Here is a 17925-nt window from a genome sequence, read left to right on the forward strand (position 1 = left end):
GGTAAGTTTGACGTTGATGAGTAGTTAAAGTTCTTCTAAGATGAGGTAATATTTTTAATTAAAAGATATTTCCCATTGATAAGCTTGTTTCAGCAAAGCAGCATATTCTTCGAAAGGAATTTCCCTTGCTCCGAACATACCTAAGTGATCGGTGTAATATTGAACATCCAGAACTTTGAATCCCTTCGCGTGGAGCCGCTCAATTAATTTTACTAAAGCGGCTTTTGATGCTTGTGATTTCTTTGAAAACATAGATTCTCCAAAAAATGCACCGCGGAAAGTAACCCCATAAAGTCCGCCGACTAAATTTTGTTTCTCATAAACTTCAACAGAATGTAAATGACCGAGTTGCATTATTCCTTCATATGCTTTTATTAATCTGTCATTTATCCAAGTTTCATTGCGGGAAGAGCAGTTTTTTACAACATCCATTGTTGATTGATCGTATGAAAATGTGAAGTTGGTCTTCTTCATAAATTTTGAAAGTGAGCGTGGAATATTAAAACTATCGAGTGGAATGATTGTTCTAATTTCCGGCATATACCAATTAATTCTTCCGTTTTTTTCTGCCATAGGAAATGCACCGCGGGCATAGAGAAGAATCATATTCTTCGGGTCAAGATAATCGATATTAGTTTGCTTGTTACTCATCAGCTTGAACTTCGAATCTGACGATTGAATATCCGCGTGCGGTTTCAGTCATCGCAAAAAGAATCCCGACAAATACCGCCAGCATTCCTAGTAAAAATGAACCGAGAATAATAATATCCAACTCAATGTTTTTAGTAAAGAATGCAATGCCGATTAAAAGTGACGATAGGATAAAAAATGCAATAGCAACGGTGTAAGAGAGAACACAATTGCGAACGAGTTTGACTCTATACACAAGAAGAACTAACTGTTTGGATATACTTTCTAATCTAACATTGTCTTCGGTTTCATAAATCTCGCCACCGATTTTTAATTTGTATTTTCTTCTTTCTTCATTTAAAAGTCTAATTCGATTAACTACAATGGAATATTTATTGTTTATTCCGAGTAAAAGAAGTCCACACGCATTAATCATTACCGCGGGAGCGAGCATAAATTGAATTAGTTGAATTAGCGTTAATTCTTTTCCACCAAAGATTTCCATATTTCCTCAAAAATCATTTACAAAATTTATTAAGAAAAACTATCGCAGTCGAATCTATTTTAAATGCTGAGTTGAAATCTTCACACGCTTCTTCATTTTTACCCAATTGAATTAACGACAATCCTCGCGATATAAAATTTTGCGGATTATCCGCAGAAATATGCAATGCTTGAGTATAATTTTCGATTGCACCTTCGAATTGTTTTAAACTGTCCAATACAGAACCGCGATTAAAGTAAAGAATTGAATTTGTTGTATCGAGTTCAATTGCTCTTGAATAATCTTCGAATGCTGATGTAAAATCCTTTATTGAGGTTTTTACATATGCGCGGTTATTTAGTGCTTCGGTATCGCGGGGATTTATTTGTAATGCTTGCGAAAAATCATCAATAGCTCTGTCATTTAAGCCGATATTAAAATAAGATGACCCACGACTTTTCAAAGCAACCGAGTTTTGAGGAAATAGTTGTAGAACATGAGTGTAATCTTTTATAGCAAATTCGTAATTACCGATTGCAAAGTAAGCACTTCCTCTATTAAAATAATAATTTTGATTTGATGAATTTGCTTCTATTGCTTCTGTATATTTATCAATTGCTTCTTGAAATTTTCCTTTATCATAAAGTTCATTACCTTGTTTATAATAAACTGGAGAAAGATCAATTGCTTGCTGGCATGATATTATTCCAGCCAGAATCAAAGAACTTAATAATATTTTAAATAAGTCAATTCGCATTTTGGACTAAAATACTTATAATTCGGTTTACTTAAAACAGAGATTCTTATTAGTGAAACTAAAAACAGAAACACTTTCTATTATTTACGCACTTAGTGCAGTATTACTTTGGTCAACTGTTGCAACGGCTTTTAAACTTACTTTAGCCGGATTAAATTATGCCCAGCTTTTATTTTATTCGTCTTTAGCCAGCATGATGGTTTTGCTTGTGTTTGCTTATTACGAATCACCAAGAGATGTTCTTAATGTCTTTAAAGGTGAATCAATAGGTAAAAACTTACTTTTAGGATTGTTTAACCCGTTTTTATATTACTTAGTTTTATTTCAAGCGTACTCATTACTTCCAGCACAAGAAGCACAACCTTTAAACTATACATGGCCGATTATGATTTCGATTTTTTCAGTGATCTTTCTCGGTCAGAGAATTACAATTCGTACAATTATCGGATTAGTTTTGGCATTTCTCGGTGTTGTTGTGATTGCAACTCGTGGAGATATATTTGGTTTGTCATTCCACAATTTATTTGGAGTAATTTTAGCAGTTGGAAGTTCTGTAATTTGGGCAACTTTTTGGACAATGAGTTTGATTGATAAAAGAAAAAACTCCGTCAAATTATTTGCCTCATTTCTTTTCGGTTCAATTTTTACATTCGTTTTCGTGCTTGTATTCGAGTCATTTCACATTGAATCTATCGGTTACTTATTCGGAGCAATTTATATCGGTTTGTTCGAAATGGGGATTACATTCTTTTTGTGGATGAAAGGAATGCAATTAAGTACAGATCAAGCAAAGACATCGACGCTTGCTTATTTATCGCCATTCATTTCATTATTATTTATTGCTTTAATACTTGGAGAAACAATTCTGTTCTCTTCAATTCTTGGGTTAATTTTAATTATTAGCGGGATATTGTATCAGCAGTTAGAGAATTTCAAAATTAGAAGATTCGAAAAATAATCGGAGTAATTATGAACTACATTGCAGATGAAAATCGATACGAAAAAATTCAGTACAGAAGATGCGGAAGAAGCGGAATTAAACTTCCTTTAATCTCGCTTGGTTTGTGGCATAACTTTGGCGATGTCGATGATTTTGAAAACGGCAGAAAAATAATTTTAACTGCATTCGATAACGGAATCACTCATTTCGATTTAGCAAATAATTACGGTCCGCCCTACGGAACAGCCGAGAAAAATTTTGGTAAAGTTTTAGCAAATGATTTAAAACCTTACCGAGACGAATTGATAATTTCCAGTAAAGCGGGTTATGATATGTGGCCGGGTCCCTACGGGAATTTTGGTTCACGCAAATATTTAATTGCGAGCTGTGATCAATCGCTTAAAAGAATGGGTTTAGAATATGTTGATATATTTTATCATCATCGTCCCGATTACGACACACCACTTGAAGAATCAATGATGGCACTGGATCAAATTGTGAAAAGTGGTAAGGCACTTTATGCCGGGATATCAAATTATCCGGCTGACCGGACAACGGAAGCCGCAAGAATTATGAGAGAACTCGGAACTCCGTTATTAATTCATCAACCAAAGTACAGCATGTTTGAAAGATGGATTGAGTGGGATTTAATAAATACATTGAATCACGAAGGAATAGGAGCGATTGTTTTTTCACCCCTTGCCCAAGGATTATTAACGAATAAATATCTTAACGAAATTCCAAACGATTCGAGAGCTGCGAAGGAATGGGGGTTTCTAAAACGAGAAGAAGTCCGACAAAAAATTGATAAAGTAAAAAAGCTGAATGAAGTCGCAGCTCAACGCGGACAATCACTTGCTCAAATGGCAATAGCGTGGGTGCTTCGTCATCCCGTTGTAACTTCCGCTTTAATCGGTGCTAGTAAAGTCGATCATGTTTTGGATCTTATTAAAGTTCAAGATCAATTAGGGTTTTCTGAAGATGAGTATAATACTATTGGAGCAATTTTGAATTGATAGCAGAACTTTATTCTTAAGTGATATTTTTCAAGGTATGTATAAATACTTCATCTTAAAAAAAACATCATTTGCTGCTTCCGCTTTAAAGATGAATAGAGTCGTATCAAAATCTAACTTTTGAAAACCTAGTGAATAACTTCCTTTAGTAAAATAATCTTCTTCAAATTTATAGCAGGAACTTTCATTCTCATTACATATAAAAAATTTTATTGTGTCAGATTTTTCAATAGTAAAATTTATAAATGTTGGTGGAGAAATTGGATTTGGGTATTTACGATCAATTTTAAGAGGTTTATATTTCTTTCTTGGGATATCAGCAAGATTTCCCTCTTCATTCCACCGATACCCGTATGGCTTAACGGCAGCTTTTAAATTAGTGGAATCTATTTTTTCTGCTATTGGATATTTTTTAGGTGGTGTTCCTCGCCGTGCTCTAAAATTATTAGCGGATTGAGAGCAGCCGATAAAAAATGAAATGATTATAAAAATTAAAAAATAATTTCTCACTATTATAATTACTTATTATTGGCTATTAATTCAACCTAAAAGTCTGCCCAATTTCCTCAATACCAATTTGCGGTCTAAATTTTGGTGCGGCGGCTAACATTCTATCAATCGGTTCATTAAAAGGTTCTTGTCCTTGTTGAAATGTTTTAGTGTGCATCGGAATAAAATACTTTGCATTAATTGAATCAGTCATTTCTAAAGCTTGTTCCGGTGTGCAGTGACTTTGCAGCCAAGGATCGTAAGCACCGATCGGCATAAATGCGATATCAACATTTTCATTTTTTATTATTTCTAACTTATTGTGCATGCGCATATCACCACCAAACAAAATCGATTTTCCGTTTCGTTTAAGCAGATACGCATTATAGCTTCTTCCGTCTTTTATAAATCCGCGTGAACGATCTTTTTCCCATGGGAAACGCCAGCCGAAATGTTCAACTTCAAGAGCAGTAATATCAATTTCATTCGATTTTAGTTTATCATTCCAATCCATAACATGCAGCGATTTCCAAGGAAGATTATCAATTACATCCTGTGTTAAGTATGCGGTAACTACATCAATTTGGTTTGGATATTTGTAAGCAAAATCTGATAACGTGGGGTAATCCATGTGATCCATATGAGCGTGAGATAGTAAAATTAAATCTGGTTTAGGAATTTCATCGATCGTTAATGCAGGCGGAGTCATTCTTGATGGACCGATACTGGTTCCAAAAAAATATACACCGACCCTTTCCTTTAATACTGGATCGGTTAAAATCCATTTTCCGAAAAAATTGATCAGCATAGTTGAATGACCAATCCAAGTTACTGTTACTTCGGTATCTGACCATTGACTGGGATCCGGTTTAAAATTCAGCGGGAAAATACCGGAGGCTTCGGTATCGCTTGTTAATAGGAAACTCGGAATTAAATAACTTCCAATCGATGCCAAGAATCCTTTTTTTATAAATTTTCTTCGGGTTGATTTCATGAATTATTAAACAAAGCAGTTAATGAAAAGATTCAATTTGGATTTAGAACTCTACCTTATTGGTTAGTTCGTTGACGTCATCTGGTTTAATAGGGAAGTTACTCGAGAGAATTTTGCCTACTTCATTAATACCGAATATGATTCCTTCGGTATAGTGTCCGAGCTTAAATTCATTTTGGATTTCATCACGAATTTTATCCCATGTTGCTTGGTCAACCTTTTCATTAATTCCGGAATCGGCTAGGATGTAGAACTGTCTTAATAAAAGATTTACATAAATAAGAATCCCGGTTTTATCGCGTGTATAATTCATCCCAAGACGAAAGAATTCTTCTTCTGCGAGTTTTCTAATATCCTTTTTGTTCAATAGCGGAAGATCATCTTTTATAGCTACACGGATTTCACCGGCGGTTGTTTTTTCATTAAGTGAAATTGCCTCAGAAATTCTAAGGAAATCATCATCGGTGAAAAAATGATATATTAAGTTCTCATTCATTTGATGGGAAAAATATCAATTTGTTTGATGGAAGTAAACAAAGTTAAAAAAATAAGTGGCAGTTACACAAATTAAAATAATGTCATTCCCGCGAAAGCGGGAATCTGAAACCAAACCTGGTAGATTCCCGTTAGAAGTACACGGGAATGACAACAGAGAAAATTAATAATAATTAATTTGTCAGCTCAAATTTGATTTCCGCTCGGCACAGGTTTATTTTTGTACGGATAGTTGCAGAATTCATTAAGTATAAACGGAGATAAAATGTACAAAGTAGTTTTAATTAGACACGGCGAGAGCGTTTGGAATAAGCTGAATCTTTTTACCGGCTGGACTGATGTTGATCTTTCCGAAAAGGGAATTCAAGAAGCACTTCAAGGCGGCAAAGTGTTAAAGGAAGAAGGTTACACTTTTGATATTGCTTACACTTCCGTATTGAAAAGAGCAGTAAAAACATTGAATATTGTATTAGATCAAATGGATTTGGATTGGATTCCTGTTGTGAAAAATTGGAGATTGAACGAAAGACATTACGGTGCTTTACAAGGTTTGAACAAGGCAGAAACCGCCGAAAAATACGGTATGGAACAAGTTTTAGAATGGCGAAGAAGTTTCGATACTCCTCCGCCGGCATTAGAAGAAAGTGACGATCGTTATCCAGGCAAAGATCCTCGATATGCCGATCTTTCTAAAGATGAACTCCCTTTAACGGAAAGCTTGAAATTGACTATCGACAGATTTTTACCTTACTGGCATGAAACAATCGCACCGACAATTAAATCCGGTAAGAAAGTTGTTGTTGTCGCCCACGGTAATAGTTTGAGAGCACTCGTAAAATATCTTGACAACATTTCGGAAGAGGAAATTGTTGGTCTTAATATTCCGACTGGAGTTCCATTAGTTTACGAACTAGATAAAAACTTAAAACCGATTAAAAGTTATTATTTAGGTGATCAAGAAAAAATTCAAGCTGCGATAAACTCTGTAGCAAAGCAAACTGAAAAGAAGTAGCTAAGAAAAAACCCCGGGATTTTTCAAGTATAGAATGGGAATGATAAATTCTGATTGTCAAATAGTTGCCGACTAATCCCGGGGTTTGAGTTTTTCCCTTGATTTTAAGTCTCGTTTTCCCAAATTTCGATTCAAATTAAATGATTTTTAAGGAAATCTATGATTAAGAGAATCTTCATCCTTCTCACTTTTTGCATTTCACTTTTTACTTCATTAAACGCTCAAACTGTAATCGGTAAATATGCAGGTGAATTTTTGGCAATAGGTGTCGGCGGACGAGCACTCGGAATGGGCGGCGCGCATACCGCAATTGTTAATGATGTTACCGCTGGTTATTGGAATCCCGCCGGACTTGCCAGAATTGATTATCCGCAAATTGCACTTATGCATGAAGAACATTTTGGTGATCTTGTAAATTATAATTACGGTGCGGTTGCAATTCCATACGGAACGGATATGACATTCGGATTGAGTGTTATTCGTCTTGGTGTTGACGGAATTCCCGATACACGCGATGCACTTTATGACGCAAACGGTGATGGAATTCTGGATATAAATACCGATCGACTTGATTATTCGAAAATAACAGAATTCAACAATACCGATTGGGCATTTTATCTTTCATTTGCAAAGCGCCATTCAGAAAATTTCTATTGGGGTGCGAACGTTAAAGTTATTCGCAGAGATTTAGCGGAATTCAGTGCTACAGGTGTTGGCTTTGATGTCGGCGCAGTTTATATGCCGATGGAAGATCTTTATCTCGGTGCAACAATTCAAGATGTAACAACAACATTAGTTGCATGGAGTACTGGGCGAAATGAATTGATTTCACCGACCGCAAAAGTTGGTGCCGCTTATGCATTCCATATTTTAGGCGGAAGAGTAATGCCGGTTCTCGATCTTGATATTCGTTTTGAAGGAAGAGATTACGCGTCATATTTTAACATTGGTCCGGTAAGTTTTGATTCGCACTTTGGTGTTGAATATACCTACGATAATCTGTTCTCGGTTAGAGCCGGTTATAACGACGTTAAACAATTTACAATAGGTGCGGGAATAAAACTGCCTAAACTTTATATCGACTATTCATTCGCAAGAATGAGTCAATCCGAAAATGAGAGATTGCCCGACACACATAGAATCTCGTTAATGTTATCTCTCGAAGAGCCGAAGTTTATGAGAGACATAAATTAATTTACGTAGAGACTTGATTAATCAAGTCTCTACAATAAATAAAAATTATTAAATTAAGGGAGAGTTATTCTCCCTTTTTTTATTGGTGTTGATTTGAACAAGATTAAATTAATATCAGCAATATTATTAACTGCATTTTGGTTTTCCTGCTCGGGACCGGCATCGTTTTATAACTTTGATACACCCCTCTCAAATGAGTTAACTTTTTCTCAAACTACTGAACTTAAAGTAAATATTCCTAAAGGTTGGTTTACCGCGGAGGATAACAAAGACAGCAAAATTGATCTGTGGTTAATTGAGGAAAATTATTCTGCCTCCATTTCATTCATCCGAATTCACATTGATCAAGAAATGAAGAAAAGTAGAACAGAAAATTCACTAAACAGAGTGAAAGAATTTTCTTTACTTAATAACAAATTGGCACACAGAAATAATTTTATCGATTTACTGAAAACCGAAACTTTTGAACTTAACGGTAGAGAATTTAATGCTTATCAATTTGCCGGATCAAATTACCGTTACCGTGTTGTGGTTTTCGGTTATAAAGGAAATTACTACGAGTGTGTTTCGGCAATAAAACCTGGTTTAACTGAAGCAGATTTAATAAATATATATTCTATCCAAAATTCCGTGCTGGCATCAATTAAATAATTATTTTTAGGCAACTTTTCTTAAACAAACACATCTTTAATAGAAAAGAAAAATTGAAGCATTCGCCGGCTGAAATATTAGAGTTTACTATTACATACAATCAGTTCAAGGGATATATCTACAATTACATATCCAAAATGCTGAACGATAAAGAAATGTGTTTTGATGTTGTTCAATCTGTGTTCCTTAAATTCTTTGAAAATTTTCATCTGATAAAGAATAAAGAAAGTACAAAATCATGGTTGTTTACAACCGCAAGAAATGAAGTTTTTTCAATTTATAGAAAGAAGAAAGTACGAAAGAATGTTTTCACGTTTGAAGATGAAGAAGAATTAAGCAGTAACGAAGATAATTTTTCGGAAGAAATTGAAATGAAAGAAATAAAAGAACTTCTTCAAATAGAACTTGATGATTTACCCGAAGAACAAAAAGAAATTTATGTCTTAAAAGAATACGGCGGATTAAGTTATAAAGAAATCGCGGAAACTCTTGGCATTGAAGAAGACTTGGTTAAAAGTCGTTTATATAAAACACGACAAAAACTTATAAAAAGATTATCCAAAGTTTTAAAGTAAAGGTGAATAATGACAACCGACAAGGTAATAGTATTGATAAATGAGTTCATTGACGGTGAACTCCCCAAAGAAAAAGAAAACGTTTTGTTTACTGAGCTTGGCATAAATGAAATCGCGCGTGAATATTTCAAAAAAATTAACTCACTTAAAATAGTTACAATGAATCAAACGGAAACTTTCCCGAATGAGTTGGACAAGAAGATTCTGACTAAAATGCAATCCGTTCAATCGGTACCATTCATTTCAAAAATTAAAAGTGGTGCAGTCTCATATATAAGTTATGCATTATTGCTGATTGCACTTTTAACCGGTTACTACATTTATGAAGACGCGAATATTTCTAAGCAGCAGCTTGAACTTGCTAAGACCAGAATTGAGCAGCAAGATAATTTGTTGAAAGTGATTTTTACAAATCAACTCGCACCAATTACTGTTAAGCCCGAATATGAAAATGAAATTATAATAGAAGCTAGAATGTGAGGTAGTTATGAAAAAAATGTTACTAATATTTATCGCGGTTTTTGTTTTTGGTTGTACTGAAAAAAGTGACGGTGTGAAAATAATCGATAATTATGACGAAGAATATTTAACGGAAAAACAAGTTGATAACGAAGCGGGAACCGAAGAAGAACTCAAGTTAGTAATGGAAGATATCAAACAAATAGTCCACGATGAATATTCTAAACTAAACTCACCGATCAAAGCTGTTTTTAATTATAGACTTTACATTAATGAGGAAGGAAGAGTTGATGGCATTAAACAATTGCCGATCTCGGAAAAATATTCAACAGAAGACGGCAGTTATAAATTAATTGCTAAGGAATTATTATTAAAAGAGTTTGCAGACGCAGCCAAGAGTTGGAAGTTTACTGCCGCAACAAAGGAAAACAATCCAGTAAAATTTCGTGGTGATCTTGAATTAATCTTAACGGTAGATGAAACCGGAACTATTAAAGAAGAAATTCCATCACTTAAGTCATTGGGCAATGTGTTATCGAAACTGAAATTCACAGATGATGATATTTACTTTGTTGTTGTAGAAGAACAGCCTGAACCTATTGGCGGGTTAATGGCAATTCAAGGAAAAATAGTTTATCCGAAAAAAGCAAAGGAAGCCGGTATTCAAGGCAGAGTTTTTGTAAAAGCATTCATAAACGAAGAAGGTATTGTTGATAAAGTAGAACTTCTAAAAGGATTTGATCCCGAATGTGATTCTGTTGCAATGAATGCAATTAAGCAGACAAAATTTACATCACCAAAACAAAGGGGAGAACCTGTTAAAGTGCAGGTTGCAATTCCCATCGTATTTAAATTACAATAAGGGGGTAGTTATGAAAAATGTTGTTGCGAACAGTTTCAGATTTATAATTATTTTATCATTCATTCTCATAGGAACACAAACTCAAAGTTTTGCACAAGCGAATGAATATGTGACAGATGCGGAAGAAATGCCTCAACCAATCGGGGGATTGGAAGCTATCATGAAGAATGTTGTCTATCCGAAAGAAGCAAAGGTAAATAATATTCAAGGTAAAGTTTTGGTAGAAGCTTTTATTGATGCAAGCGGGAATGTTGTTGAAGTAAAAATCAAAGAAGGAGTTGAAGCATTAAATAATGCTGCTCAAACTGCAGTGAAGAAAACTAAATTTACTCCGGCAAAAGTGAAAGGAAAAGCAGTTAAATCAAAGATTATAATTCCAATCATGTTTAAGCTAAGTTAAATGAATGTAGAGACTTGATTAATCAAGTCTCTACAAAACATTTCACAAACTCAGTATATCACACCCATAATAACCACGTTCAACCAAAATTCCGAATTGAATTTAATTGTAATGGATTACAACTTTTGACAGAATATTAAAGGAGTTTTTTTGAACGAATTTTGTGTCAAAGTGATTTTGTTGTATGTAACATATTTGTTATATTCCGATTGTGAAGTGGAGCATTGAATATTATAGTGAAGATATTCAAAAAAAAATTCTTTCTTTGCCTTCGGGGTTATTAGCACGGTACTTAAGATTAACAGACATAATGCTGGAATTTGGCTCTCATTTGGGGATGCCTCATACAAAGTTTTTGGAGGATGGTTTAATAGAACTTAGGGTAAAAGGTAAAGAGGGAATTGCGCGGATATTCTACTGTACATTAATTGAAAAGCGAATTATAATGTTGCATTCATTTATTAAAAAATCAAATAAAACACCAAAGAAAGAAATACAAATAGCCAGAGGAAGAATGAAAGAGGTGATAAAAAATGACGCACGAAGAACTAAAAAATAAAGCACTTAAAAAAGCTTCGGTAAAAAAAGAATATGATAAACTTGAGCCGGAATTTACTTTGTTGAGAGAAATGCTTCGAGCAAGGAATAGAGCCGGTCTTAGTCAAGCACAAGTAGCTCAAAAAATGGGGACGAAATCTACTGCAATAACAAGGCTAGAATCATCTCTAAGCTCCGGAAAACATTCTCCGTCACTGGCAACAATCAAAAAATATTTAGAAGCATTAGATTGTCGTTTGGAAATTAAAATTACACAAAACTAAAATTCAGTAGAGACTTGATCACGCCGGAGGCGGACAGGTTAATCAAGTCTCTACAAAACATTTCACAAACTCATTATATCGCTGTAAATAATAAATGCCATCAACATAAGTAAAACAATAAATCCAAAATTTTGAATTGCGATTTTAATTTTAACCGGTAGTTCTTTTCTCATTATTCCTTCGATAATAATTATAACAAAATGACCTCCGTCAAGAACCGGGAAGGGAAGGAAATTTAATATTGCCAAACTCAAGCTCAACATTGCTAAAAAGTATAAGAAGGAAATAATTCCGGTATCCGCACTTCTTGCAGCAAATTGTGCAATCTTAACCGGTCCGCCAAATACTTGATCGAATTGGACATCACCGACTATTACATTCTTGAACATCGAAAAAGTTAATGCAGTTATTTGAGTAATATTCTCGAAGCTTTGAAACAATGAACCGAAGAAGCCATAATTCTCGAACTTTATTGGGCCTGTATAAACGTCTGTAATATAGATTCCTATCTTACCGTCATAACCAGATTTTACTGTTGTAGTTACAGTATCTTCATCTCGCAAAAGAACAAGTGATATTTCTTTTTCCGGATTAGAAGAAATAATGCGTATTGCTTCATGGCTGTTGTTCAGTTTCATTCCGTTCATTTCGAGGAAAATATCGCCGGCTTGAATACCGGCGGCTTCTGCCGGAGAATTTTTCATAATTTCCGATATGTAAGGCTGAGTGTGACCGAAAGGAATCATAAAACTTTTCTGAGCATTTTCGGCTATTAATTCTTTCTGTATTTTGAATGAAACTTCTTCTCCGCCTCTTAATACAGTTACGTTGACATCTTTACCAATATTATCTATTAAGAGATTGTTAACGATATCATCCCAATTCTCGGTTGTTTTTCCATTAATAGATAATATTTTATCGTTTGTTTCGAAACCGGCTTGTGCGGCAGGTGTATTTTCTTCAACATAACCAAGATCGGTTGTGTCGATTATTTGTTTACCTTGAAAGAAATTAATTCCCCATAAAATGAGAATTGTCAATGTAAGGTTCATCATAACACCGGCAGAGATTACAAAGAGTTTTTTATAAGTTGGCTTAGCTCTGAATTCATAGTCCTTCGGTTCTGATTTGGCAAATTCCGTATCAAAACTTTCATCGATCATGCCTGATATTTTTACATATCCGCCAAGTGGTAGAAGTGAAATTCTATAATCGGTATTCCCTTCTCCGTCAAAATCTTTTGGTAAAGGTCCGAATGTAAAACCGGTAATTTTGTTGTAACCTAGGATTCTTCTTCCGTATCCGATTGCAAATACCTCGGCTCTCATTCCGGACATTTTTGCTGCAAGGAAGTGTCCAAGTTCATGAACAAAAACCAAAATACCGATTGTTATAGCGAAATAAATTATATAGTCCATATTTCCATCAATTAATTGTCAAAAAAGTGTTCTGCATATTCCCTCGTTTGACGATCACATTCAAAAATTGTTTCCAAATCAGGTGTACGGTGATTTTCAATTTTATCAAGTGATGATTTTATTATCAAGGGAATATCAGTAAAATGTATTTTTCCTTTAAGGAATTTATCAACAGCGATTTCATTTGCAGCATTTAAAATGCATGGCGAAGTTCCGCCGGCCGTCATTACTTCATAAGCTAATTTTAAGCATTCGAATTTCTCGAAATCCGGTTCAAAGAAAGTTAGTTCTCTTATTCTGGGAAGTTTCGTTTCAACAAAATCACATCCGAATCTTTCCGGGAAAGATAACGCATATTGAATCGGAAGTTTCATATCCGGCAAACTTAATTGCGCTTTGATCGATCCGTCAATAAACTCAACCATTGAATGAATAATTGATTGAGGATGAACAACAACTTCAATCCTTTCTTTCGGTAAACCGAACAACCAATGAGCTTCGATTACTTCCAAGCCTTTGTTCATCATTGTTGCGGAATCAATTGTGATTTTACTTCCCATTTTCCAATTCGGATGAGCAAGAGCTTGTTCAACCGTAACTTTGGATAAACTTTCTTTGTCGAGATTAAGGAAAGGTCCGCCCGAAGCAGTTAAAATTAATTTATCGATGTATTCTTTTTCTTCACCTATTAGGCATTGAAAAATTGCGCTATGTTCGGAATCAACCGGAATCAATTCGGAACCGAATTGATAAATCATATCAGTTATTAATTCACCGGCAACAACAAGAGTTTCCTTGTTTGCTAATGCAATTCGTTTTTTTCTTTTAATTCCTTCTATTGTAGGTGATAATCCCGCAAAACCAACCAGAGCTGTAACTATTATGTCATAGTTAAGATTTTTTGCGATTTCAATCAAACCATCTTTACCGGAAAGTACTTCGCATTTAATATTAATCCGCTTTTTCAACTCATCAGCTTTGGACTTATCCGTCACAACAACATAAGATGGATTAAACTCCTCAATTTGTTTTTCGAGATCAGCAATATTTGTGTTAACGGTCAAACCAGTGACTTTAAACTTTTCCGGGAATTCTCTTATCACATTAAGAGTATTAACACCAATTGATCCCGTTGATCCGAGAATTAATATTTCCTTTTGTTCACTCACTAGATATAAAGGATTCTTGTTACAGCCATTAAAAAGTTAATAATCACTAACAGGTTGATTTGAAAACTAACCGAATAAAGTTTCTTCAAATTTTCGCGAACATTTGATTTATCATCTACGGGTGATTTAACTTCCTCACTGATTAACAGACGAACTTTTTTAGCTGTAGGAATTAGCTTCCAGCCAAGTAATATCAAAATTACAACCATAATAATTTGCTTTGACGCCAGCCAATGATTACCTGAGAAATCAAAAAAGCCGTAACCTACGTCCATCAATATCATCCAGATTCCGGTTACTAAAATTCCGACAGCTCCGATCATACCCAAGAGATTAACAAATTTTAGGTAAAGTGAAATTAATTCTATTTCTCCCTTAGAGTTTTTTGCTTTAGATATATATCTCTTAAATAATGGATCTGCGATAAAAACTACAAGCCATATTCCGGCAAAAGTTACGTGAAGCCATGTAAGTAATAAGTACATAATTAGCCCTTTCAGTTTTATGTATTTTCAAATATATGAAATTGAGGACTTATTAATAAGTCAAATTGAGGAAAGAAAGTTCAATTAATCGTCAACCCAGGCATGGAAAAGCTTTAGGAGATTTGAAAAATCTTCGCTTCCAATATTAAATGTGACAAACGTGGCTAAATTGTTAAGTAAAACTACCGAATTGAGACTTGCATCTTTTTTAACTACTTCGGCTAATTTTTTTACGAAGTTCTCGTTTATTTTTTGAATGTCTTCATAAAGTGAAACCAAAGATTTCATATTCCAATCAGCTTCCTTGCCGGTTTTAAGTCTTAATAATTGCGCTAAAGCAAACATTGATAAAACGCGGAACTCTGTTTCTTCAAGATCTGAAAACGGAAGATGAAATCTAAGCATAGGTCTAAGTTTAGATAGAATAGGACACCCGCTTGCGGACATCAACACACCCATTAAACTTCCAACCGCGGATTGTAAATCGGTTTCAGAGAAATATGATCGTTCAGGTGTGGAAACTGTTACTTTTACTTTTTCGTGGGAAGATTTATCTGAGAAGAATTTTATTAACTCTTCTATTTCAATTGCGGTGGGACAGTGTTTATGTTCTGATTTATTCAATGGACAATGTTCACATTGAAAATTCTCCATTTTTGTCCAATCACCGGGCTGAATTTTTGATTTTCTCAAAATTTTAAGCGTAACATTATCTAAACAAACATCGAATGTTTTTTCAGATCCGTTTTTGAACTCAAATCTATAACTATATTTTCTTCTATCTTTTTGCATTTCAGCAACTTAACATTTTGCATGCATCAGAATATTCTTTTATTAATCTTTGCATCAATTCATTAACTGTCGGGATATCTTTTATCAACCCGGAACCTTGTCCTGCTTCCATCATACCCTGTTCGGAATCTCCCTCGAATATACCTAATCTTTCGCGCTTTTGTCCAAGTAGTTCTTTTAGCATGTGAGCATCAGCACCTGAATACTCTGCGGTAATTACATCTTCGCTGAATTTATTCTTTAACAATCTAGCCATTCCGATCTTTTTAAAAATTAACACAGTATCGTTATCCTTCGCTTCAACTACTTTGTCCTTATAATTCTGATGAGCTGAAGATTCAACTGTCACGGCAAAACGAGTTCCGATTTGAACTCCTTCTGCACCTAATGCAAAAGCAGCTAAAATCCCTCTACCATCAGCAATACCACCGGCAGCTATAACTGGAATTTTAACTGAATCAACCAATTGAGGAATCAAAGCAAATGTTGTTAATTCATCCACCCCGTTGTGTCCTCCGGCTTCAACACCTTCGCCGATAATTGCATCGCATCCCACACTTTCAGCTTTCAAAGCAAATTTAATTGATGGAACAACATGGCAAACGGTTATATTATTTTTCTTAAGAATATCTATAAATTTACCCGGATGACCAGCCGAAGAAAAAACGATCTTTACATTTTCTTCAATAACCACATTCACCAAATCTTCTACATCTCCGCGTAATAATGGAATATTAACACCGAAAGGTTTATCCGTAGCTGCTTTACATTTTTGAATATGCTCACGAAGTAAGTCCGGCTTCATTGATCCTGCACCAATTAATCCGAGTCCGCCGTTATTAGAAACTGCCGAAGCAAGTTTCCAACCCGATACCCAAACCATTCCTGCTTGAATAATAGGGAATTTGATGTTGAAAAATTTTGTTACACGGTTGTTGATATTCATGTCCTCTCACATACTATTATAACAAACTTATCAATTATAATTTTATTACGAAACATATTTGCTAATAGTTAGGGTATTGGGTAATTTTGACGTTATTGTTTTTAACTATAAGTGATTTTATTTATATCACTTACAAAAATTTTCACTAAAGATAACACAGAGGTATAAATGTCCTACCTATTTACATCCGAATCGGTTTCGGAAGGTCATCCGGATAAAGTTTGTGATGCTATATCCGATGGAATACTTGATGCAATATTAAAGCAAGATGCAAATGCAAGAGTTGCCTGCGAAACTTTTGTAACAACCGGCTTAGTTTTGGTTGGAGGAGAAATTACAACTAAAGCATATGTTGATGTTCAAGATGTTGTTCGTAAAATTGTAGAAAATATTGGATATACAGAAGCAGAGTATAAATTTGATTCTGAATCTTGTTCGGTCTTAAACGCAATTCATTCTCAATCACCTGATATCGCAATGGGTGTAGATAAAGGCGGAGCCGGTGATCAAGGTATTATGTTTGGTTATGCTTGTGATCAAACAAAAGAATACATGCCGATGCCGATAGTTTTCGCGCATAAACTAGTTCAAAGATTAGCATATATAAGAAAACGTAAACCTGATTTAATGCCGTACTTAAGACCCGATTCCAAATCCCAAGTAACAATTGAATATGATGATAATCATAAACCTGTTAGAGTAGATGCAGTAGTAATTTCAACACAGCATGACGCAAATGTTCGTCAATCCACAATTAAGAAAGATGTAATTGAACATGTAGTAAAGAATATAATTCCTTCGAAGTATCTTGATAAGAAAACTAAGTACTATGTAAACCCAACCGGTAGATTTGAAATCGGTGGGCCTCACGGTGATAGCGGTTTAACAGGCAGAAAAATTATTGTTGATACATATGGTGGATGGGCTCCTCATGGCGGCGGGGCTTTCTCAGGAAAAGATCCTTCTAAAGTTGATCGAAGTGCAACATATGCAGCCCGATATGTTGCTAAAAATATTGTCGCGGCAAAACTTGCAAAGGAATGTTTAGTTCAACTTTCATATGCAATTGGTGTTGCCGAACCCGTTTCAATTTATGTTGATACAAAAGGAACCGGTAAAATCTCCGATGCGGAAATTTCAAAAATGATAAAGAAAGAAGTTGATCTTACTCCAAAAGGAATTATTAATAAACTGAAATTAAGAAATCCAATTTATCTTAAGACTTCATCATACGGACACTTTGGTCGCAATGAAAAATCTTTCACTTGGGAACAATTGGATTTGGTACCAACATTCAAGAAATATTTACCTAAAAAATAAAGGAGCATTAATACGT

23 protein-coding genes are annotated in these 17925 nt (G+C 34.7%); 12 read left to right on the forward strand and 11 right to left on the reverse strand.

Annotated elements, in window-relative coordinates:
• Positions 1 to 54 precede the first annotated feature (54 nt).
• The 3 genes from aat to QY331_01255 are packed head-to-tail and all read right to left on the reverse strand — an operon-like array spanning position 55 to position 1871.
• A complete protein-coding gene (gene aat, locus QY331_01245; protein ID WKZ69876.1) occupies positions 55 to 651 on the reverse strand; it encodes a leucyl/phenylalanyl-tRNA--protein transferase in 597 nt (198 codons plus the stop codon).
• A complete protein-coding gene (locus QY331_01250) occupies positions 644 to 1135 on the reverse strand; it encodes a DUF2721 domain-containing protein (GenBank protein ID WKZ69877.1) in 492 nt (163 codons plus the stop codon). Before QY331_01250 ends, aat begins: the two co-directional genes overlap by 8 nt.
• Positions 1136 to 1148: 13 nt before the next feature.
• Positions 1149 to 1871, reverse strand: a complete 723-nt coding sequence (locus QY331_01255; protein ID WKZ69878.1) for a tetratricopeptide repeat protein — start codon at positions 1869 to 1871, stop codon at positions 1149 to 1151.
• Positions 1872 to 1923: 52 nt separating this feature from the next.
• Between QY331_01255 and QY331_01260 the strand changes: the two genes are divergently transcribed.
• A complete protein-coding gene (locus tag QY331_01260; GenBank protein ID WKZ69879.1) occupies positions 1924 to 2829 on the forward strand; it encodes a DMT family transporter in 906 nt (301 codons plus the stop codon).
• 11 nt (positions 2830 to 2840) lie between these two features.
• Entirely contained in the window at positions 2841 to 3827 is a 987-nt protein-coding gene (locus tag QY331_01265; protein WKZ69880.1) for an aldo/keto reductase, read from the forward strand.
• A 30-nt stretch (positions 3828 to 3857) separates the two neighbouring features.
• On the opposite strand, the gene QY331_01270 is transcribed toward QY331_01265, so the two are convergent.
• The 3 genes from QY331_01270 to QY331_01280 are packed head-to-tail and all read right to left on the reverse strand — an operon-like array spanning position 3858 to position 5806.
• A complete protein-coding gene (locus QY331_01270; protein ID WKZ69881.1) occupies positions 3858 to 4337 on the reverse strand; it encodes a hypothetical protein in 480 nt (159 codons plus the stop codon).
• Positions 4338 to 4362: 25 nt separating this feature from the next.
• The gene (locus QY331_01275; protein ID WKZ69882.1) at positions 4363 to 5310 is read right to left on the reverse strand and encodes an MBL fold metallo-hydrolase; all 948 of its coding nucleotides are present in this window, start codon (positions 5308 to 5310) and stop codon (positions 4363 to 4365) included.
• 43 nt (positions 5311 to 5353) lie between these two features.
• On the reverse strand, positions 5354 to 5806 hold the full coding sequence (locus tag QY331_01280) for a TPM domain-containing protein (GenBank protein WKZ69883.1): 453 nt from the start codon (positions 5804 to 5806) through the stop codon (positions 5354 to 5356).
• A 264-nt stretch (positions 5807 to 6070) separates the two neighbouring features.
• On the opposite strand from QY331_01280, the gene gpmA reads away from it, so the two are divergent.
• From gpmA to QY331_01325, 9 genes are all read left to right on the forward strand, one after another.
• Entirely contained in the window at positions 6071 to 6817 is a 747-nt protein-coding gene (gene gpmA, locus QY331_01285) for a 2,3-diphosphoglycerate-dependent phosphoglycerate mutase (protein WKZ69884.1), read from the forward strand.
• A gap of 159 nt (positions 6818 to 6976) precedes the next feature.
• Positions 6977 to 8011: a PorV/PorQ family protein gene (locus tag QY331_01290; protein ID WKZ69885.1), complete on the forward strand. Its 1035-nt coding sequence runs from the start codon at positions 6977 to 6979 to the stop codon at positions 8009 to 8011.
• A gap of 93 nt (positions 8012 to 8104) precedes the next feature.
• A complete protein-coding gene (locus QY331_01295) occupies positions 8105 to 8662 on the forward strand; it encodes a hypothetical protein (protein WKZ69886.1) in 558 nt (185 codons plus the stop codon).
• A gap of 53 nt (positions 8663 to 8715) precedes the next feature.
• Positions 8716 to 9237 carry a sigma-70 family RNA polymerase sigma factor gene (locus QY331_01300; GenBank protein ID WKZ69887.1) on the forward strand — a complete coding sequence of 174 codons (522 nt, stop codon included), beginning with the start codon at positions 8716 to 8718 and terminating at the stop codon, positions 9235 to 9237.
• A gap of 9 nt (positions 9238 to 9246) precedes the next feature.
• Entirely contained in the window at positions 9247 to 9717 is a 471-nt protein-coding gene (locus tag QY331_01305) for a hypothetical protein (protein ID WKZ69888.1), read from the forward strand.
• Between the two features lie 7 nt (positions 9718 to 9724).
• Positions 9725 to 10558: an energy transducer TonB gene (locus QY331_01310; GenBank protein ID WKZ69889.1), complete on the forward strand. Its 834-nt coding sequence runs from the start codon at positions 9725 to 9727 to the stop codon at positions 10556 to 10558.
• A gap of 10 nt (positions 10559 to 10568) precedes the next feature.
• Complete coding sequence (locus tag QY331_01315) at positions 10569 to 10958, forward strand: energy transducer TonB (GenBank protein ID WKZ69890.1); 390 nt, start codon at positions 10569 to 10571, stop codon at positions 10956 to 10958.
• 211 nt (positions 10959 to 11169) lie between these two features.
• Positions 11170 to 11517, forward strand: a complete 348-nt coding sequence (locus QY331_01320; protein ID WKZ69891.1) for a type II toxin-antitoxin system RelE/ParE family toxin — start codon at positions 11170 to 11172, stop codon at positions 11515 to 11517.
• Positions 11492 to 11779 (forward strand): helix-turn-helix transcriptional regulator, encoded by a 288-nt coding sequence (locus QY331_01325; protein ID WKZ69892.1) that lies wholly within the window; start codon positions 11492 to 11494, stop codon positions 11777 to 11779. The genes QY331_01320 and QY331_01325 overlap by 26 nt, the downstream gene beginning before the upstream one ends.
• A 62-nt stretch (positions 11780 to 11841) precedes the next feature.
• Here QY331_01325 and rseP read toward each other — a convergent pair whose 3' ends face one another.
• The 5 genes from rseP to QY331_01350 all read right to left on the reverse strand — a co-directional run bounded on the left by rseP (position 11842) and on the right by QY331_01350 (position 16589).
• Complete coding sequence (rseP, locus tag QY331_01330) at positions 11842 to 13197, reverse strand: RIP metalloprotease RseP (GenBank protein ID WKZ69893.1); 1356 nt, start codon at positions 13195 to 13197, stop codon at positions 11842 to 11844.
• Between the two features lie 11 nt (positions 13198 to 13208).
• The gene (locus tag QY331_01335) at positions 13209 to 14366 is read right to left on the reverse strand and encodes a 1-deoxy-D-xylulose-5-phosphate reductoisomerase (protein WKZ69894.1); all 1158 of its coding nucleotides are present in this window, start codon (positions 14364 to 14366) and stop codon (positions 13209 to 13211) included.
• The gene (locus QY331_01340; protein WKZ69895.1) at positions 14366 to 14851 is read right to left on the reverse strand and encodes a hypothetical protein; all 486 of its coding nucleotides are present in this window, start codon (positions 14849 to 14851) and stop codon (positions 14366 to 14368) included. The genes QY331_01335 and QY331_01340 overlap by 1 nt, the downstream gene beginning before the upstream one ends.
• A gap of 84 nt (positions 14852 to 14935) precedes the next feature.
• Positions 14936 to 15643 (reverse strand): hypothetical protein, encoded by a 708-nt coding sequence (locus tag QY331_01345; protein WKZ69896.1) that lies wholly within the window; start codon positions 15641 to 15643, stop codon positions 14936 to 14938.
• 1 nt (position 15644) lies between these two features.
• Complete coding sequence (locus tag QY331_01350; GenBank protein WKZ69897.1) at positions 15645 to 16589, reverse strand: DUF561 domain-containing protein; 945 nt, start codon at positions 16587 to 16589, stop codon at positions 15645 to 15647.
• Positions 16590 to 16757: 168 nt separating this feature from the next.
• Between QY331_01350 and metK the strand changes: the two genes are divergently transcribed.
• Complete coding sequence (gene metK / locus QY331_01355; GenBank protein WKZ69898.1) at positions 16758 to 17909, forward strand: methionine adenosyltransferase; 1152 nt, start codon at positions 16758 to 16760, stop codon at positions 17907 to 17909.
• The last annotated feature ends 16 nt before the right edge of the window (positions 17910 to 17925 follow it).

This window comes from Melioribacteraceae bacterium (genome assembly GCA_030584085.1).
GTDB lineage: Bacteria > Bacteroidota > Ignavibacteria > Ignavibacteriales > Melioribacteraceae > SURF-28.

What these genes read in the sequence shown, in the direction of transcription:
- aat (WKZ69876.1), bottom strand. Translation starts at nt 651, where the DNA reads ATGAGTAACAAGCAAACTAATATCGATTATCTTGACCCGAAGAATATG.
- QY331_01250 (WKZ69877.1), bottom strand. Translation starts at nt 1,135, where the DNA reads ATGGAAATCTTTGGTGGAAAAGAATTAACGCTAATTCAACTAATTCAA.
- QY331_01255 (WKZ69878.1), bottom strand. Translation starts at nt 1,871, where the DNA reads ATGCGAATTGACTTATTTAAAATATTATTAAGTTCTTTGATTCTGGCT.
- QY331_01265 (WKZ69880.1), top strand. Translation starts at nt 2,841, where the DNA reads ATGAACTACATTGCAGATGAAAATCGATACGAAAAAATTCAGTACAGA.
- QY331_01275 (WKZ69882.1), bottom strand. Translation starts at nt 5,310, where the DNA reads ATGAAATCAACCCGAAGAAAATTTATAAAAAAAGGATTCTTGGCATCG.
- QY331_01280 (WKZ69883.1), bottom strand. Translation starts at nt 5,806, where the DNA reads ATGAATGAGAACTTAATATATCATTTTTTCACCGATGATGATTTCCTT.
- gpmA (WKZ69884.1), top strand. Translation starts at nt 6,071, where the DNA reads ATGTACAAAGTAGTTTTAATTAGACACGGCGAGAGCGTTTGGAATAAG.
- QY331_01290 (WKZ69885.1), top strand. Translation starts at nt 6,977, where the DNA reads ATGATTAAGAGAATCTTCATCCTTCTCACTTTTTGCATTTCACTTTTT.
- QY331_01305 (WKZ69888.1), top strand. Translation starts at nt 9,247, where the DNA reads ATGACAACCGACAAGGTAATAGTATTGATAAATGAGTTCATTGACGGT.
- QY331_01310 (WKZ69889.1), top strand. Translation starts at nt 9,725, where the DNA reads ATGAAAAAAATGTTACTAATATTTATCGCGGTTTTTGTTTTTGGTTGT.
- QY331_01315 (WKZ69890.1), top strand. Translation starts at nt 10,569, where the DNA reads ATGAAAAATGTTGTTGCGAACAGTTTCAGATTTATAATTATTTTATCA.
- QY331_01325 (WKZ69892.1), top strand. Translation starts at nt 11,492, where the DNA reads ATGACGCACGAAGAACTAAAAAATAAAGCACTTAAAAAAGCTTCGGTA.
- rseP (WKZ69893.1), bottom strand. Translation starts at nt 13,197, where the DNA reads ATGGACTATATAATTTATTTCGCTATAACAATCGGTATTTTGGTTTTT.
- QY331_01340 (WKZ69895.1), bottom strand. Translation starts at nt 14,851, where the DNA reads ATGTACTTATTACTTACATGGCTTCACGTAACTTTTGCCGGAATATGG.
- QY331_01345 (WKZ69896.1), bottom strand. Translation starts at nt 15,643, where the DNA reads ATGCAAAAAGATAGAAGAAAATATAGTTATAGATTTGAGTTCAAAAAC.
- QY331_01350 (WKZ69897.1), bottom strand. Translation starts at nt 16,589, where the DNA reads ATGAATATCAACAACCGTGTAACAAAATTTTTCAACATCAAATTCCCT.
- metK (WKZ69898.1), top strand. Translation starts at nt 16,758, where the DNA reads ATGTCCTACCTATTTACATCCGAATCGGTTTCGGAAGGTCATCCGGAT.